Source organism: Siccibacter turicensis LMG 23730 (assembly GCF_000463155.2).
GTDB classification, from domain to species: domain Bacteria; phylum Pseudomonadota; class Gammaproteobacteria; order Enterobacterales; family Enterobacteriaceae; genus Siccibacter; species Siccibacter turicensis.
Window position 1 is genome coordinate 480854 of record NZ_AWFZ01000017.1, and the last position, 16799, is coordinate 497652.

Below are 16799 nucleotides of genomic sequence, written 5' to 3' on the forward strand. Positions count from 1 at the left end.
GAGTTTTGCCATGCCATGGATTCAACTGAAAGTTAATACCACCGGGACGCACGCCGAAGCGTTGGGCGATGCCCTGATGGAGAGCGGTGCGGTGTCTGTCACCTTCCAGGACACCCATGACACACCGGTGTTTGAGCCGCTGCCGGGCGAAACTCGCCTGTGGGGCGACACCAACGTGACCGGCCTGTTTGACGCCGAAGCAGATATGAAAGAGGTGGTGGCGATCCTGGAACAGCATCCGCTGCTGGCCCCCGGCTTCCATCATAAGATCGAACAGCTTGAAGATAAGGACTGGGAGCGCGAGTGGATGGACAACTTCCACCCGATGCGCTTCGGCGAGCGGCTGTGGATCTGCCCGAGCTGGCGCGACGTCCCGGATGAAAACGCCGTAAACGTAATGCTCGATCCGGGCCTGGCGTTTGGTACCGGGACGCACCCTACCACCTCGCTGTGCCTGCAGTGGCTTGACGGCCTCGATCTGAACGGCAAGACGGTGATCGACTTCGGTTGCGGATCCGGGATCCTCGCCATTGCTGCCCTGAAGCTGGGTGCGGCGAAAGCGATCGGGATCGACATCGATCCGCAAGCGATTCAGGCCAGCCGCGATAACGCCGAGCGTAACGGCGTCTCTGAGCGTCTGGAGCTGTATCTGCCGCACAACCAGCCGGAGAATATGCAGGCGGACGTGGTGGTGGCGAATATCCTCGCCGGCCCGCTGCGCGAGCTGGCCCCGCTAATTAGCGTCCTGCCGGTGAGCGGCGGTCTGCTGGGGCTGTCTGGCGTGCTGGCAACCCAGGCGGAAAGCGTCTGCGAGGCTTACGAAACACAGTTCGCTCTCGATCCGGTGGTGGAGAAAGAGGAGTGGTGCCGCATCACGGGCTGCAAGCTGTAACCTTCCCGGACGCGGCACCTGCCGCGTCCAACGCAATATCCGCACTTTTGATGCGCCTTTATCTTTATCGTCACGCCTATAATGTGCCGCCCGGATAACACGCCAGGGCGTCCCCGTGTAAACCACATTCATCGGATGAATAAAATGAAGATGCATTTCGCGAAAAGCGCGATCCTGATTGCAGGTCTGATGCCTGCCCTGGTCTTTGCCGCTCACTGGAGCTACGAAGGGGCTGAATCCCCTGAGCACTGGGGCGAGCTGAACAGTGAATACAAAGAGTGTCAGTTCGGTAAGAATCAGTCTCCTGTCGATATCGACAAAGCCCTGAAAGCCTCCCTCGCGCCGCTGGCGGTTCACTACACCGAAGGCCCGGCTGCGCTGCTCAACAATGGCCACACCATTCAGGCGAGCTTTACGCACAACGACGCCAATACCATCATGCTGGATGGCACCGCCTGGACGTTACAGCAGTTCCACTTTCATGCCCCCAGCGAGAACACCGTCCACGGCAAGCACTACGCCATGGAGATGCATCTGGTGCACAAAGCGGTGGATGGCGATACCGCGGTGGTCGCGGTGATGTTTGAAACCGGCGCGCAGAATGCCGCGCTGGCGGATCTGTGGAGCAAAATCCCTAACGGCGTTGATAAAAGCGAGACGCTGACGCGTACGATCGACCTCAACGCGCTGCTGCCGACGGATAAAACCTTCTGGCGCTTCAGCGGCTCCCTCACCACGCCGCCCTGCTCAGAGGGCGTTACCTGGCTGGTCATGAAACACCCGCTGACGCTCTCTCAGGCGCAGCTGGACAAGTTTAAGGCCGTGATGCATCACGATAACAACCGTCCGGTGCAGCCGTTACACGGCCGCGTTGTGGTCGAATAATCCGGCGCATTTTTTCGCGAAGTCATCGGGCGGATTCGCAGAATCCGCTCGTTTTGCGCTAAAAATCAACAAAATATATCCTCAATGTGACCCTCTTGAGGCAGTAAATACAAGATCCGCGAGGAAATTATGGCTGGACAGAGATTAGGCGTTCATCCATAACCCCATGATATGTATCGCTAATTAACATTTGAATTTCTACAGGCAGACACGTCAATGATCTGCAACAGTGGATTGTTCAAAGTTTGGCCTTTCATCTCGCGTAAAAAATGCGTAATATACGCCGCCTTGCAGGCACAGTATGGTCATTTCTTAACTCATGCGCATTGGACACCACCAGCTTAGAAACCGCCTGATTGCAGCACCGATGGCTGGCATTACCGACAGACCGTTTCGGACGCTGTGCTATGAGATGGGTGCTGGGCTGACCGTATCCGAGATGATGTCCTCTAACCCGGAAGTGTGGGCGAGCGACAAATCCCGACTGCGGATGGTACATGTCGATGAGCCAGGTATTCGTACCGTGCAGATTGCCGGTTGTGTACCTGAAGAGATGGCGGCAGCCGCACGTATTAACGTGGAAAACGGCGCCCAGATTATTGATATCAATATGGGGTGCCCGGCCAAGAAGGTGAATCGCAAGCTGGCAGGTTCGGCGTTACTGCAACATCCGGCGTTGGTGAAAACCATCCTGACCGCGGTCGTTAATGCAGTAGACGTACCTGTTACCCTTAAGATTCGTACCGGCTGGGATACCGCCAATCGTAACTGCGTAGAGATTGCACGACTGGCTGAAGAGAGTGGTATTCAGGCGCTGACAATACATGGCCGCACCCGTGCCTGTTTGTTTCAGGGTGACGCGGAATACGATTCGATTCGAGCAGTTAAGCAGACAGTTTCCATTCCGATTATTGCGAATGGCGACATTACTGACCCGCTTAAAGCCAGAGCCGTACTGGACTATACAGGGGCAGATGCTCTGATGATAGGACGTGCAGCTCAGGGAAGACCCTGGATCTTTCGGGAAATCCAGCATTATCTGGACACTGGAGAGCTGCTGCCTCCCCTGCCTCTGGCAGAGGTGAAGCGCTTGCTTTGTGCGCACATTCGGGAACTGCATGACTTTTACGGTCAGGCGAAAGGGTACCGAATTGCGCGGAAACACGTTTCCTGGTACTTGCAGGAACACGCTCCGGATGACCAGTTTCGGCGCACATTCAACGCCATTGAAGACGCCAGCGAACAGCTGGAGGCGTTGGAGGCATACTTCGAAAATTTTGCGTAAACAGAAATAAAGAGCTGACAGAACTATGTTCGAACAACGCGTAAATTCTGACGTACTGACCGTTTCTACCGTTAACTCTCAGGACCAGGTGACTCAAAAGCCCCTGCGTGACTCGGTTAAACAGGCACTGAAGAACTATTTTGCTCAACTGAATGGTCAGGATGTGAATGACCTGTATGAGCTGGTACTGGCTGAAGTAGAACAGCCCCTGTTGGACATGGTGATGCAATACACCCGCGGTAACCAGACCCGTGCTGCACTGATGATGGGTATCAACCGTGGCACGCTTCGTAAGAAGCTGAAAAAATACGGCATGAACTGATTTTTAGTTCCGACCTTAAAAAGCGCTTAATCACTTAAGCGCTTTTTTGTTTTTCGCCTTCCGTACTCTCTCTTTTTTCCCGTCTTTCCCACCAGAATCCCCTCTTTTTACCGGGTTTTAAAGTCCTTTGCCGCTACCAGAGAGAGTGATAATGTCTCTGCCCCTTGACCAGACTATGCTTTGGTATGGCGAGATAAACCTCCTTTATGAGTCGACGGCACTATGATGGTGAGCCATTACAACCAGCTTCTCGTAGTTATATCGTTTATTGTTGCCATCCTGGCGGCCTGGACCGCGCTCAATATGGCAGGACGCATCTCCACCAGCAGCGGCAAAGCAGCGCGCATCTGGCTGGCTGGCGGAAGCGTCGCAATGGGCATTGGCATCTGGGCGATGCACTTCATCGGCATGCTGGCGATGGAGATGCCCTTTATGCTGAGCTACGACCTGCCGATCACCGGGTTGTCGATGCTGATCGCGCTGGGCTCCTCGCTGTTCGCACTGTGGCTGGTGAGCGGCACGGCGCTGACGCATGCCACGCTGCTGGCGGGCGGCGGCGTGATGGGCGCGGGCATCGCGGCGATGCACTACACCGGGATGGCCGCCATCCAGGTTAACCCTGGCATCGTCTGGAACCCCTTCTGGGTCATTCTCTCGGTTATTATTGCCTTTATTGCCTCCGTGGCAGCGCTCTGGCTGACGTTTCGCCTGCGCCTGAGTACGTCAGGCAATGCGACACTGCTCCGGCTTGGCGCGGCAACCATCATGGGGATCGCAGTAGCCGGTATGCACTACACCGGGATGCTGGCCGCGCATTTCCCTCACGGCAGCCACGCCACGGAAAGCGGGGTCAACAGCAACTGGCTGGCGCTTCTGGTGACGGTAGTGACGCTCTCGATTCTCGGCATCACCCTGCTGGTTTCGCTGTTCGATGCCCGGCTTCAGATGCGTACCTCGCTGCTGGCTTCTTCCCTTGCCGAAGCGAACCGCGAGCTGGCACAGCTGGCCCTTCACGACACCCTGACCCGCCTGCCAAACCGAGTGCTATTAGAAGACAGGCTGGCGCAGGCCATCAGCAAAGCGCAGCTGGAAAACAGCGGCTTTGCGCTGATGTATATGGATCTCGACGGATTTAAAGCGGTAAACGACGCCTGGGGACACGATACCGGCGACAGGCTATTAATGGCCGTGACCGAGCGGCTGGTGCAGCCCCTCAAAGGTCAGTACACCCTGGCGCGTATCGGCGGGGATGAATTCGTGCTGCTGGTGGAAACCCCTGCCCCGGATGACGCCGCCTCGCTCGCCAGCCAGCTGGTGCGCGCTATCGATGAACCTTTCCGCGTGTCGCCCTATGAAGTGGTGGTGACGCTCAGCATCGGTATTGCACTCTATCCACACGATGGGCAGAGCTCCCGCGAACTGCTGTTTAACGCTGATGCAGCGATGTATCACACTAAGCACAACGGGCGTAACGGCTATCACTTCTTCCAGCCGTCGATGAATGCCCTGGCCCAGACCCAGCTGCAGCTAATGAACGATCTCTGGCTGGCCGAATCCCGTCATGAGCTTCGCCTGCTCTATCAGCCGAAGTTCCAGGCGCCCGCCGGGCCGGCCATCGGGTTTGAGGCGCTGCTGCGCTGGGAGCACCCGCAGCGCGGGCTGCTGGCGCCCGATGCCTTTTTGCCGCTGGCGGAGAAAACCGGGGTTATTATTTCTATCGGCCTGTGGGTGTTGAATGAAGCCTGTCGCCAGCTTAGCGAGTGGCGCGCGGCCGGGTACACCAACTGGACGATGGCGGTGAACCTCTCTGCGATGCAGTTTGAGCAGCCTTCCCTGATAGACGACGTGATGTCCTGCCTGACACGGCACAATATCCCGCCGGAGATGCTGATTCTGGAGGTCACAGAAACCACGGCGATGAGCGACCCGGATGAAAGCGTCCGGCTGCTGACCGAGCTGACCCGCCTTGGGGTGAAGGCCTCAATTGACGACTTCGGGACCGGCTATTCCAGTCTGCTCTACCTTAAGCGGCTGCCGGCCAGCGAACTGAAAATCGACCGGGCGTTTGTCAACGAACTGCGCGCCGAAGGGGAAGACGCGACGATCGTGTCGGCGATTATTGCGCTGGCGAAAACGCTCAATCTGCGCGTGGTCGCAGAAGGCGTAGAGACCGTCGAACAGCAGGCGTTTCTGACGGAGCTGGGATGTAACACGCTACAGGGCTATTTACTGGGCAAGCCGCTCGACCCACAGTCGATTTCCCATATGGTAAAACATACGCCAGAGCATTTTACGCGGCGCGAAGTGGAAAAATAACGGCATTATTCATGCGCGGCGGCAACGGGACGCGTTACGGTAAACATCTGCCATAAATTATCCACCAGCGTGGGGGCCTGAGCGGCAAGATCAAACCGCTCAGGATGCATCAGCCAGTTACGGATAATACCGCTCAACGCGCCGCGCAATATAATTATCAGCACAGATATATCAGTCTGCGCTGATATATCACCATGCTGAATACATCTTCGCAGCCAGTAGGCCAGCGCCTCATCGTCCATACCGAGCATCGCCTGCATTTCAACGGTATCAAGCACCCCGTTGGTACACTCATATTTGCAGCACAATATTTCCATCAGCGAGCGGTGATACGGGTCAAGTGAAATTAAACGCAGAGCGGTAATAAACACGTCGCGCAGATAACGCAGCGGCTCCTTTTTAATCGCACGCGGAATGCGCTGCTGAATAATCTGCTGTAGCGCCGACTGCTGTTTCCAGATCTCCTCGAAGATCTGCTCTTTGCTGTCGAAGTGCCAGTAGAGCGCGCCACGCGTGACGTGTGCGGCCTCGGCGATATCGCCCAGCGTCGTTTTCGCCACCCCGTGGGCGGCAAACTGGGCAATGGCGGCATCAATAAGCTGCTGCCGCGTTTTTAAGGCATCTGATTTCTTTTTACGAGCCATAAATAACCGCGCCTGTCAGTAAGTAGGCCGTGATAACGGCAAGGAGGTGATATTCCCTCATCATGCCAGTCCAGCGACAGGCGCTCACTGAATTTTTGGTAACAGAATTAATGAATATTGCTGATGAATATAAAAATGAAATTAATATTAAGAAGACATATGTTTCGCATGTCTGATATATATGAATTTGTAACCATATCTCAGAGATAAAAATATTTTACACTAAAGTCAGTCTGAAAATTGCCGTTCACCCTGTTCAAATAATGCAAAAAAAGCGATCCGGCTTACATCAACCGAATAATATTTGTAGGATAGCGCACTGAATTAATCCTCACGTAATTTCAGCCTCCGGAAAGTTTCGTGTTTACTGTATTTAAGGAACGGCAATGACAAAGCAAGTTCGGGCATTCTCGTGCCCTCTCCTTGTGTGCATTCTCACAGCGCTACTGTCAGGATGTAACGATGACGGCGATAAAAATAGTCAACCATCGCTACCTCAGGTAACGGTACATGCCGTTGTTGAAACCCCGCTGCCCATCACGACAGAACTGCCTGGGCGCACGGTGGCGTACCGCATTGCCGAGGTGCGCCCCCAGGTCAGCGGCGTCATCCTTAAGCGTAACTTTGTGGAAGGCAGCGAGATCGAGGCCGGCAGTTCGCTCTATCAAATCGATCCGGCGACGTATCAGGCCGATGTCGAAAGCGCGAAGGGAAACCTGGCGAAGGCCGAAGCCAGCGCCACGATTGCCCACCTGACGCTGAAACGCTACGCGGCCCTTCAGGGCACGAATTACGTCAGCAAACAGGATTATGACCAGGCCGCGGCCAACGCCCGTCAGGCCGATGCCTCGGTGCTTGCCGCGCGTGCTGCGCTGGATGCGGCGCGGATCAACCTGGCCTACACCAAAGTGATCTCCCCCATCAGTGGCCGTATTGGTAAATCCAGCGTGACGGAAGGCGCGCTGGTCCAGCAGGGCCAGAGCGCCCCGCTGGCGACGGTACAGCAGCTCGACCCTATCTATGTGGACGTCACCCAATCGAGCAACGACTACCTGCGGCTTAAGGCCCAGTTCCAGCAAGGTTCGCTTCAGCGCAGCGGGGAGAAAAGCCGCGTCACGCTGGTGATGGACGACGGTAAGACCGCCTCCGGACAGGGCACGCTGGAATTCTCCGACGTGACGGTGGATGAAAGCACCGGGTCCATCACCCTGCGCGCTATTTTCCCGAATCCCGATCATACCTTGCTGCCGGGCATGTTTGTGCGCGCGCGCATTGAGAACGGCATTCAGCCGAACGCCATTCTGGTGCCACAGCAGGGCGTCACCCGTACGCCGCGCGGTGAAGCGGTGGTGATGCTGATCAACGCACAGGATGTAGTGGAGTCGCGGGTGGTGGTGGCCAGCGAGGCAGTCGGTAACGACTGGCTGGTCACCGCCGGGCTGAAACCAGGGGATCGCGTGGTGACCAGCGGCCTGCAAAAGATCCGGGCCGGGGTAAAAGTGCACGCCACCCTCGATACCGCGCCGCAACCGGCGCAATAAGGAGCCGTGCCCCATGTCTAACTTCTTCATTGAGCGCCCGATATTTGCCTGGGTGCTGGCTATTGTGCTGATGATTGCCGGGTCGCTCTCCATCATGCATCTGCCGGTGGCGCAGTACCCGACTATCGCCCCACCGGCGGTGGCTGTCTCGGCAACCTATCCGGGTGCCGATGCGCAGACGGTGCAGGACACCGTAACCCAGGTTATCGAGCAGAATATGAACGGTATCGATCACCTGATGTACATGTCCTCCACCAGCGACTCGGCGGGTGGTGTCACCATTACACTGACCTTCGAATCCGGTACCGACCCGGATATCGCGCAGGTGCAGGTGCAGAACAAACTGCAGCTGGCCATGCCGCTGCTGCCGCAGGAAGTGCAGCAGCAGGGGATCAGCGTCGAGAAAGCCAGCAGTAGCTTTCTGCTGGTGGCGGGTTTTTTATCAGATAACCCCCAGCTCACCCAGGAGGATATCTCCGACTACGTCTCGTCAAACGTGAAGGACGCCATTGGCCGTACCGCAGGCGTCGGCGATGTGCAGCTGTTTGGCGCGCAGTTTGCGATGCGCATCTGGCTGAATCAGCATGCGATGAACAAGTATCAGCTGACCACGGCTGATGTCATCAACCAGATCAAAACCCAGAACAACCAGATTGCCGCCGGGCAGCTTGGCGGCACGCCGTCGGTGCCAGGCCAGCAGCTGAATGCCTCCATTATTGCCCAGACGCGCCTGACGTCGCCGGAAGCGTTCGGCCGCATCACCATCCGGGTCAACCAGGATGGGTCCGTGGTGCACCTTAGCGACATCGCCCGCATTGAGCTGGGCGGTGAGAACTACAACATGGTGACCAAAATCAACGGCCAGGCGGCGACGGGCCTCGGGATTAAGCTCGCTACCGGTGCCAACGCGCTGGATACCGCTGCGGCGATCAAAACCCGGCTGGCTGAGCTGCAAGCCTTCTTTCCCCAGGGAATGCGGGTGGTATATCCCTACGACACCACGCCGTTCGTTAAGATCTCCATTCACGAAGTGGTTAAGACCCTGGTTGAAGCGGTCATTCTCGTCTTCCTGGTGATGTATCTGTTCCTGCAAAACATCCGGGCGACGTTAATTCCCACTATCGCAGTGCCGGTGGTGCTGGCGGGTACCTTTGCCATTCTCAGCGCGCTCGGTTATTCGATAAATACCCTGACGATGTTTGGTATGGTGCTGGCCATCGGGCTGCTGGTGGACGATGCCATCGTGGTGGTGGAAAACGTCGAACGCGTGATGCAGGAGGAACATCTGCCGCCCAAAGAGGCGACCCGCAAATCCATGGCGCAGATCCAGGGCGCGCTGGTCGGGATTGCTATGGTGCTGTCGGCGGTGTTTATTCCGATGGCGTTTTTTGGCGGTTCTACCGGGGCTATCTATCGCCAGTTCTCCATTACCATTGTCTCCGCGATGGCGCTGTCGGTGCTGGTCGCGCTGATCCTTACCCCGGCGCTGTGCGCGACCCTGCTGAAACCCGGCGGACACGATAAAAAAGCCCGCTTTTTCGTTTGGTTTGATAAAAAATTCGATGCCAGCGTTAACCACTACACGCAGAGCGTTGGCGGTATTCTGCGTGCGACCGGGCGCTATCTTTTACTCTACGTGCTTATCGTCATCGGCATGGCCATCCTCTTCGTACGCCTGCCCAGCGCCTTCTTGCCAGAGGAGGACCAGGGGGTGTTCATGACGATGGTGCAGCTTCCCGCCGGCGCGACGCAGACCCGCACGCAAAACGTGCTCGACCGCATCACGCACTACTATCTGAATGATGAAAAAGCCAACGTCGAGACGGTCTTTACCGTGAACGGCTTCAGCTTCAGCGGCCAGGGGCAGAACTCCGGGCTGGTCTTTATCAGCCTTAAGCCGTGGGAGGAGCGTAAAGGTGAGGAAAATAGCGTCGGGGGCGTCATTAAACGTGCTACCCGGGCGTTCAGCCAGATCCGCGACGGCCTTATCTTCCCCTTTAACCTGCCGGCGATTATCGATCTCGGCACGGCCACCGGCTTCGACTTTGAGCTTATCGACAAGGCGAACCTTGGTCATAACGCCCTGACGCAGGCACGGAACACGCTGCTGGGGATGGTAGGCAAGCATTCGGATCTGCTGGTGCGCGTGCGCCCTAACGGCCTTGAAGATACGCCGCAGTACAAACTGGATGTGGATCAGGAGAAAGCCCAGGCGCTGGGCGTTTCGCTGGCGGATATCAACCAGGCCATCTCCACCTCGCTCGGCGGTACCTACGTGAACGACTTTATCGATCACGGCCGCGTGAAGAAAGTCTACGTGCAGTCTGATGCGCCGTTCCGCATGCTGCCCGCGGATATCAACGCAATCTATGTGCGTAGCGCCAACGGCGAAATGGTGCCGTTCTCGGCTTTCAGCACCTCACGCTGGGTCTACGGCTCGCCGCGCCTCGAGCGCTACAACGGTTCGCCATCCATGGAAATCCTCGGCGAGGCCGCACCGGGCAAAAGTACCGGGGAAGCGATGGCGCTGATGGAGTCGCTGGCGAAATCACTGCCCGCCGGGATTGGCTACGACTGGACCGGGATGTCCTACCAGGAACGCCTCTCCGGCGATCAAGCCCCGGCGCTGTATGCCATTTCCCTGATCGTGGTGTTCTTGTGCCTGGCCGCCCTGTATGAAAGCTGGTCGATTCCGTTCTCGGTGATGCTGGTAGTGCCGCTCGGCGTAGTGGGCGCCCTGCTGGCGGCGTCGCTGCGCGGGCTGAATAACGACGTCTATTTTCAGGTGGGGTTATTGACCACCATCGGGCTGGCCGCCAAGAACGCCATTCTGATCGTTGAGTTCGCCAAGGACCTGATGGAAAAAGAGGGCAAAGGCATTATTGAAGCGACGCTGGATGCGGTCAGAATGCGTTTACGCCCCATCCTCATGACGTCCCTGGCGTTTATTCTCGGCGTTCTGCCGCTGGTACTGAATAACGGTGCCGGGAGCGGCGCCCAGAATGCGGTAGGGACAGGCGTGATGGGCGGGATGTTATTTGCCACGTTGCTGGCCATTTTCTTTGTGCCGGTCTTTTTTGTGGTTATTCGGCGGCGCTTTGGCGGCGAACAGTAACAAAAAGAAGGCGCTGCGGCGCCTTTTTTACGCATTAAAAGAGAGGAGGCGACATTGAATCCGGGTAAAGAAAGCGTTAACGTAATGGCCCAGCAGATAATTCTTGTTTCTCATTTAAACCCCCTGTTTTTCCACCATCTTCATTAAATCTTCACAATTCATCATCTGGCCTTCTTCTTCCTCCATAGTTTTTACAAATATTACGCTTTGCAATCATTGGCATTTTTTCCTCTTACTGCCGACATGGTATTTTAGTCACACAGGTTCCACCTGCGAGTTACCCCTCTGGATGACGTCGGCGTGGATATTATGTTTATTGAGGTAACGCCATGAAAAAATTAATTGCTGTCGCACTGCTCTCTACCGTTCTGGCGGGCTGTGCCCATGACTCGCCTTGTGTACCGGTGTATGACGACCAGGGTCGTCTGGTTCACACCAATACCTGTATGAAAGGCACAACGCAGGATAACTGGGAAACCGCAGGTGCTATCGCCGGCGGCGCGGCCGCCCTCGCGGGGCTGACGCTGGGCATTATTGCCGTGTCAAAATAATCCCTTCAAGGCGCGGCTTCGGCCGCGCTTATCATTTTGCTTTATTATGGTGCAGGACACTTTCATAAGGTAAAATTTTGGCATCACCATCGTTCATTACTCTCTTCCTTTTTTGCGTCCGCTTTTCCTCTCGTTGAGATCGCTATTTTTTTGTGTATCCCATCACACTCCCTGGCACCGCATTTTTCTTAATGTCATTCGCCGCGTAATTATCCGCAGACGATGCTTTCGCTACGTGACTATTTTGCTCCAAAATGTGGCGCAGGTTGAATTTTTGCACCGTTTAAGGGCGCTGAATTAATTTGTTCCTGTCTACACTGAGCATATTGCGCCTGGAATAGTCTTAAACGGCCTCGCGCAAACCTGGCATTACCTTTGCTTAATAGAATATGACCAATGCCACAGACAGGTTAATGGCGTTTTCGCGCCGCACTTATAACGATAATTCAGCCACACAGGATGCTTTATGAAAAAGATGATGATTGCCACTCTGGTTGCTGCAGGCGCAATGCTGGCCGTTGCGAATCAGGCGCATGCCGGTGCTACGTTTGATGCCGTGAAAAAGAAAGGCTTCGTACAGTGTGGGATAAGCGACGGGCTGCCGGGTTTCTCCTATGCCGATGAGAGCGGTAAGTTTACGGGTATTGATGTGGATATCTGCCGTGGCGTTGCCGCCGCCGTCTTCGGGGATGACACCAAAGTAAAATACACCCCGCTGACCGCTAAAGAGCGTTTCACCGCGCTGCAGTCAGGCGAAGTCGACGTGCTCTCCCGTAACACCACCTGGACATCATCCCGCGATTCCGGCATGGGGATGTCCTTTACCGGCGTGACCTATTACGACGGTATTGGCTTCCTGACCCATAACAAAGCGGGCCTGAAGAGTGCAAAAGAGCTCGACGGCGCAACCGTTTGCATTCAGGCAGGCACCGATACCGAACTCAACGTGGCCGACTATTTCAAAGCCAACAACATGAAATACACCCCGGTAACGTTTGACCGCTCGGATGAATCCGCCAAAGCGCTGGAGTCCGGACGCTGCGATACCCTGGCGTCGGATCAGTCCCAGCTCTATGCCCTGCGCATCAAGCTCAGCGATCCGGCAGAGTGGATCGTATTACCGGAAGTGATCTCGAAAGAGCCGCTGGGCCCGGTTGTACGTCGCGGTGACGATGAGTGGTTTGCCGTGGTTCGCTGGACGCTGTTCGCCATGCTGAACGCTGAAGAGATGGGCGTGACGTCGAAAAACGTGGATGAGAAAGTCGCTAACCCTGCGACGCCGGATATGGCGCACCTGCTGGGTAAAGAGGGTGATTACGGTAAGGACCTGAAGCTCGATAACAAATGGGCCTACAACATCGTGAAGAAAGTGGGCAACTACGGGGAAATCTTCGAGCGCAACGTGGGGTCTGAAAGCCCGCTGAAGATCAAACGTGGCCAGAACAATCTCTGGAACAACGGTGGTATTCAGTACGCCCCGCCGGTTCGCTAATGCTCTGGCTGTAACGGGTACCGCTTCGGCGGTACCCAGCCCCACGTTTTAACTGAGGTTTCTCTATGTCCCTTCGCCGCCCAGCCGTGAAAGGTGCACTGTCCCTTTCCAATCCTGCGGTTCGTGCCTGGCTGTTCCAGATAGCGGCCATCGCGATAGTGGTGTTTGTCGCCGCCTGGTTAATCCATAACACCATCACTAACCTGAATAATCGCGGCATTACCTCCGGGTTTGCTTTCCTCGATCGCGCCGCTGGCTTTGGCATCGTTCAGCACCTGGTGGATTATCAACAGGGCGATACCTATGGCCGCGTATTTCTGGTTGGGCTGTTAAACACCCTGCTGGTTTCCGCGCTGTGCATTGTGTTTGCCTCCATCCTAGGCTTCTTTCTTGGGCTTGCCCGGCTGTCCGATAACTGGCTGCTGCGGAAGCTCTCTACCGTTTATATCGAGACGTTTCGTAATATCCCGCCGCTGCTGCAAATCTTCTTCTGGTATTTCGCGGTGCTGCGCAACCTGCCGGGCCCACGCCAGGCCGTCGGGGCGTTCGATCTGATGTTTCTGAGCAATCGCGGCCTCTACATTCCCTCGCCGCAGATGGGGGAAGGTCTGGGCGCCTTTCTCGCCGCGCTGGTGATGGCGCTCGTCATCAGCTGGGGGCTGTTCCGCTACAACAGAACCTACCAGATTAAGACCGGCCAGCTGCGTCGGACATGGCCCTGGGCCATCGCACTGCTGGTTGGATTACCGGTAGTCGCGCACATGCTGTTTGGTGCAGCCCTGCACTGGGATATCCCCGCGCTGCGCGGGTTTAACTTCCGGGGTGGGATGGTGCTTATCCCGGAACTTGCCGCGCTGACGCTGGCGCTGTCGGTTTACACCTCTGCGTTTATCGCCGAGATCATTCGCGCCGGTATTTTGTCCGTACCGCACGGGCAGCACGAAGCCGCGCGCTCGCTGGCTCTGCCCAATCCAGTAACGCTGCGCCAGGTCATTATTCCGCAGGCGATGCGCGTGATCATCCCGCCGCTGACCAGCCAGTACCTCAACATCGCTAAAAACTCATCGCTCGCCGCAGCGATAGGCTACCCCGATATGGTGTCGCTGTTTGCCGGTTCGGTACTGAACCAGACCGGACAGGCTATCGAGACCATTGCCATCACCATGTCGGTTTACCTGGCCATCAGCCTCTCGATTTCACTGCTGATGAATATCTATAACCGGCGTATCGCCCTGGTTGAGCGTTAAGGATCGATGATGACAAAAGTACTTGTGTCACAGCCTGCACGCCCGTCTACCCTGGGGGTGTCCGGGCGCGCGCTGCAATGGATAAAGAAAAACCTGTTCTCCAGCTGGAGTAACAGCCTGCTGACGCTGGTGTGCCTGTGGCTGATGTGGGAGCTCATCCCGCCGCTGCTTAACTGGGCGCTTTTCCAGGCGAACTGGTTTGGCACAACGCGGGCCGACTGTACCAAAGCCGGTGCCTGCTGGGTGTTCATACATCAGCGCTTCGGCCAGTTTATGTATGGGCTGTACCCGCACGATCAACGCTGGCGTATCAACCTCGCGCTGATTATCGGCTTGCTCTCTATTGCCCCGATGTTCTGGAAAGCGCTGCCGCGCCGGGGTCGCTATATCGCCTGCTGGGCGGTGATTTATCCGGTGGTGGTCTGGGTGCTGCTTTACGGTGGCATCCTCGGCCTGGAACGCGTGGAAACCCGCCAGTGGGGTGGTCTGACGTTGACGCTGATTATCGCGTCGGTTGGGATTGCCGGCGCGCTGCCGCTGGGGATTTTGCTGGCGTTGGGACGCCGGTCCACTATGCCGGTGGTGCGCATCCTGTCGGTAATTTTTATCGAGTTCTGGCGCGGCGTACCGCTGATTACCGTGCTGTTTATGTCTTCGGTAATGCTGCCGCTGTTTATGGCCGAGGGTACCAGCATCGATAAGCTGATCCGCGCACTGGTCGGCGTCGTGCTCTTCCAGTCAGCCTACGTCGCAGAAGTGGTGCGCGGCGGGCTGCAGGCGCTCCCGAAGGGTCAGTACGAAGCCGCCGAGTCGCTCGCGCTGGGCTACTGGAAAACCCAAGGGCTGGTGATCCTGCCCCAGGCGCTGAAGCTGGTGATTCCGGGCCTCGTGAACACCATCATCGCACTGTTTAAGGATACCAGCCTGGTCATCATCATTGGTCTGTTCGATCTCTTCAGCAGCGTACAGCAGGCCACGGTCGACCCCGCATGGCTCGGGATGTCGACGGAAGGGTATGTGTTTGCCGCACTGATCTACTGGATCTTCTGTTTCAGCATGTCGCGCTACAGCCAGCATCTGGAAAAGCGTTTTAACACCGGTCGTACACCGCACTAAGGAATCTCATGAGCAACTTAACATTACAGGCCAACGACGCGATGATTACGCTCGAAGCGGTTAACAAGTGGTACGGGCAGTTCCACGTACTGAAAGACATCAATCTGCACGTGAAGCAGGGCGAACGCATTGTGCTTTGCGGCCCGTCTGGCTCCGGAAAATCCACCACTATTCGCTGTATTAACCACCTCGAAGAGCATCAGCAGGGGCGCATTGTGGTGGACGGCATCGAACTGAACGAAGATATCCGCAATATCGAGAAAGTCCGCCAGGAAGTGGGTATGGTGTTCCAGCACTTCAACTTGTTTCCCCATCTGACGGTGCTGCAAAACTGCACGCTGGCGCCGATATGGGTGCGCAAAATGCCGAAGAAAGAGGCCGACGCGCTGGCCATGCACTATCTGGAGCGGGTACGCATTGCCGAGCACGCCCATAAATATCCGGGGCAGATCTCCGGCGGGCAGCAGCAGCGCGTGGCGATTGCGCGCTCGCTCTGCATGAAGCCGAAGATCATGCTGTTTGACGAGCCGACCTCTGCGCTCGATCCGGAGATGGTGAAAGAGGTGCTGGATACCATGATAGGCCTGGCGGAATCGGGGATGACAATGCTGTGCGTGACCCATGAGATGGGTTTTGCGCGCACGGTCGCCGACCGCGTGATCTTTATGGATCGCGGGGAAATCGTCGAGCAGGCGCCGCCGCAGGAGTTTTTCGCCAGCCCGAAATCAGAGCGAACCCGGGCATTTCTCTCGCAGGTTATTCACTGATAGAACCTGGTTTCCCCCGCCGGCATTGTTCAATCAGCACGGCGGTTGTGCCGGGAAGACCGACGAAGAGCTAATCCCCATACTACTAAGTCGAAACGCAAAAGCCCGCCAGAAGCGGGCTTTTTTATGACGCTTGCAGGACGGGTTCAGACTGGAGATACCGGCTACTTTTGCGTGCGGTTAGGCGTATCGTTACTTCATCTCAGACTGGCTGGCAACGTTACGGGTGGCATAGCGCAGATACAAAAAAGCCCGCGATTACGCGGGCTTTTTTGTTTATTTGATGCCTGGCAGTTCCCTACTCTCGCATGGGGAGACCCCACACTACCATCGGCGCTACGGCGTTTCACTTCTGAGTTCGGCATGGGGTCAGGTGGGACCACCGCGCTACAGCCGCCAGGCAAATTCTTTTCTAACGTGCCGAACATTAACCAAATAAAGTGGTGCTGATACCCAGAGTCGAACTGGGGACCTCACCCTTACCAAGGGTGCGCTCTACCAACTGAGCCATATCAGCACACTAATTCTTCAAAACCTGATTTTTTCAGATTTCTTAATTTGATGCCTGGCAGTTCCCTACTCTCGCATGGGGAGACCCCACACTACCATCGGCGCTACGGCGTTTC

Annotated in this window: 13 protein-coding genes, 1 tRNA gene and 1 rRNA gene; 12 read left to right on the top strand and 3 right to left on the bottom strand. The window is 56.4% G+C overall.

The window, feature by feature from the left end; all coding sequences use genetic code 11:
* The first annotated feature begins 10 nt into the window (after positions 1-10).
* The 5 genes from prmA (at position 11) to DW58_RS04185 (ending at position 5700) form a co-directional block, all read left to right on the top strand.
* Positions 11-892: a 50S ribosomal protein L11 methyltransferase gene (prmA, locus tag DW58_RS04165; RefSeq protein WP_024548914.1), complete on the top strand. Its 882-nt coding sequence runs from the start codon at positions 11-13 to the stop codon at positions 890-892.
* Between the two features lie 144 nt (positions 893-1036).
* On the top strand, positions 1037-1777 hold the full coding sequence (locus tag DW58_RS04170; protein ID WP_024548915.1) for a carbonic anhydrase: 741 nt from the start codon (positions 1037-1039) through the stop codon (positions 1775-1777).
* A 319-nt stretch (positions 1778-2096) separates the two neighbouring features.
* The gene (dusB, locus tag DW58_RS04175) at positions 2097-3062 is read left to right on the top strand and encodes a tRNA dihydrouridine synthase DusB (protein WP_024548916.1); all 966 of its coding nucleotides are present in this window, start codon (positions 2097-2099) and stop codon (positions 3060-3062) included.
* Positions 3063-3087: 25 nt separating this feature from the next.
* Positions 3088-3384 carry a DNA-binding transcriptional regulator Fis gene (fis, locus tag DW58_RS04180; protein ID WP_000462905.1) on the top strand — a complete coding sequence of 99 codons (297 nt, stop codon included), beginning with the start codon at positions 3088-3090 and terminating at the stop codon, positions 3382-3384.
* 222 nt (positions 3385-3606) lie between these two features.
* Positions 3607-5700 carry a putative bifunctional diguanylate cyclase/phosphodiesterase gene (locus DW58_RS04185; RefSeq protein WP_024548917.1) on the top strand — a complete coding sequence of 698 codons (2094 nt, stop codon included), beginning with the start codon at positions 3607-3609 and terminating at the stop codon, positions 5698-5700.
* A 5-nt stretch (positions 5701-5705) separates the two neighbouring features.
* Here DW58_RS04185 and DW58_RS04190 read toward each other — a convergent pair whose 3' ends face one another.
* Positions 5706-6344 carry a TetR family transcriptional regulator gene (locus tag DW58_RS04190; protein ID WP_024548918.1) on the bottom strand — a complete coding sequence of 213 codons (639 nt, stop codon included), beginning with the start codon at positions 6342-6344 and terminating at the stop codon, positions 5706-5708.
* Positions 6345-6730: 386 nt separating this feature from the next.
* Here DW58_RS04190 and DW58_RS04195 point away from each other — a divergent pair, with 386 nt between their 5' ends.
* From DW58_RS04195 to DW58_RS04225, 7 genes are all read left to right on the top strand, one after another.
* Entirely contained in the window at positions 6731-7885 is a 1155-nt protein-coding gene (locus DW58_RS04195; protein ID WP_024548919.1) for an efflux RND transporter periplasmic adaptor subunit, read from the top strand.
* 13 nt (positions 7886-7898) lie between these two features.
* A complete protein-coding gene (locus DW58_RS04200; protein WP_024548920.1) occupies positions 7899-11000 on the top strand; it encodes an efflux RND transporter permease subunit in 3102 nt (1033 codons plus the stop codon).
* Between the two features lie 329 nt (positions 11001-11329).
* Positions 11330-11551: a putative periplasmic lipoprotein gene (locus DW58_RS04205; RefSeq protein ID WP_024548921.1), complete on the top strand. Its 222-nt coding sequence runs from the start codon at positions 11330-11332 to the stop codon at positions 11549-11551.
* A gap of 466 nt (positions 11552-12017) precedes the next feature.
* On the top strand, positions 12018-13043 hold the full coding sequence (locus DW58_RS04210) for an amino acid ABC transporter substrate-binding protein (protein WP_024548922.1): 1026 nt from the start codon (positions 12018-12020) through the stop codon (positions 13041-13043).
* A gap of 65 nt (positions 13044-13108) precedes the next feature.
* Complete coding sequence (locus DW58_RS04215) at positions 13109-14290, top strand: amino acid ABC transporter permease (protein ID WP_024548923.1); 1182 nt, start codon at positions 13109-13111, stop codon at positions 14288-14290.
* A 9-nt stretch (positions 14291-14299) separates the two neighbouring features.
* On the top strand, positions 14300-15406 hold the full coding sequence (locus DW58_RS04220) for an amino acid ABC transporter permease (RefSeq protein WP_024562488.1): 1107 nt from the start codon (positions 14300-14302) through the stop codon (positions 15404-15406).
* A gap of 8 nt (positions 15407-15414) precedes the next feature.
* Positions 15415-16173 carry an amino acid ABC transporter ATP-binding protein gene (locus tag DW58_RS04225; RefSeq protein ID WP_024549649.1) on the top strand — a complete coding sequence of 253 codons (759 nt, stop codon included), beginning with the start codon at positions 15415-15417 and terminating at the stop codon, positions 16171-16173.
* 285 nt (positions 16174-16458) lie between these two features.
* On the opposite strand, the gene rrf is transcribed toward DW58_RS04225, so the two are convergent.
* Positions 16459-16574 (bottom strand): 5S ribosomal RNA (rrf, locus tag DW58_RS04230).
* Positions 16575-16614: 40 nt separating this feature from the next.
* Positions 16615-16690 (bottom strand) — tRNA-Thr (locus tag DW58_RS04235).
* Positions 16691-16799 lie beyond the last annotated feature (109 nt).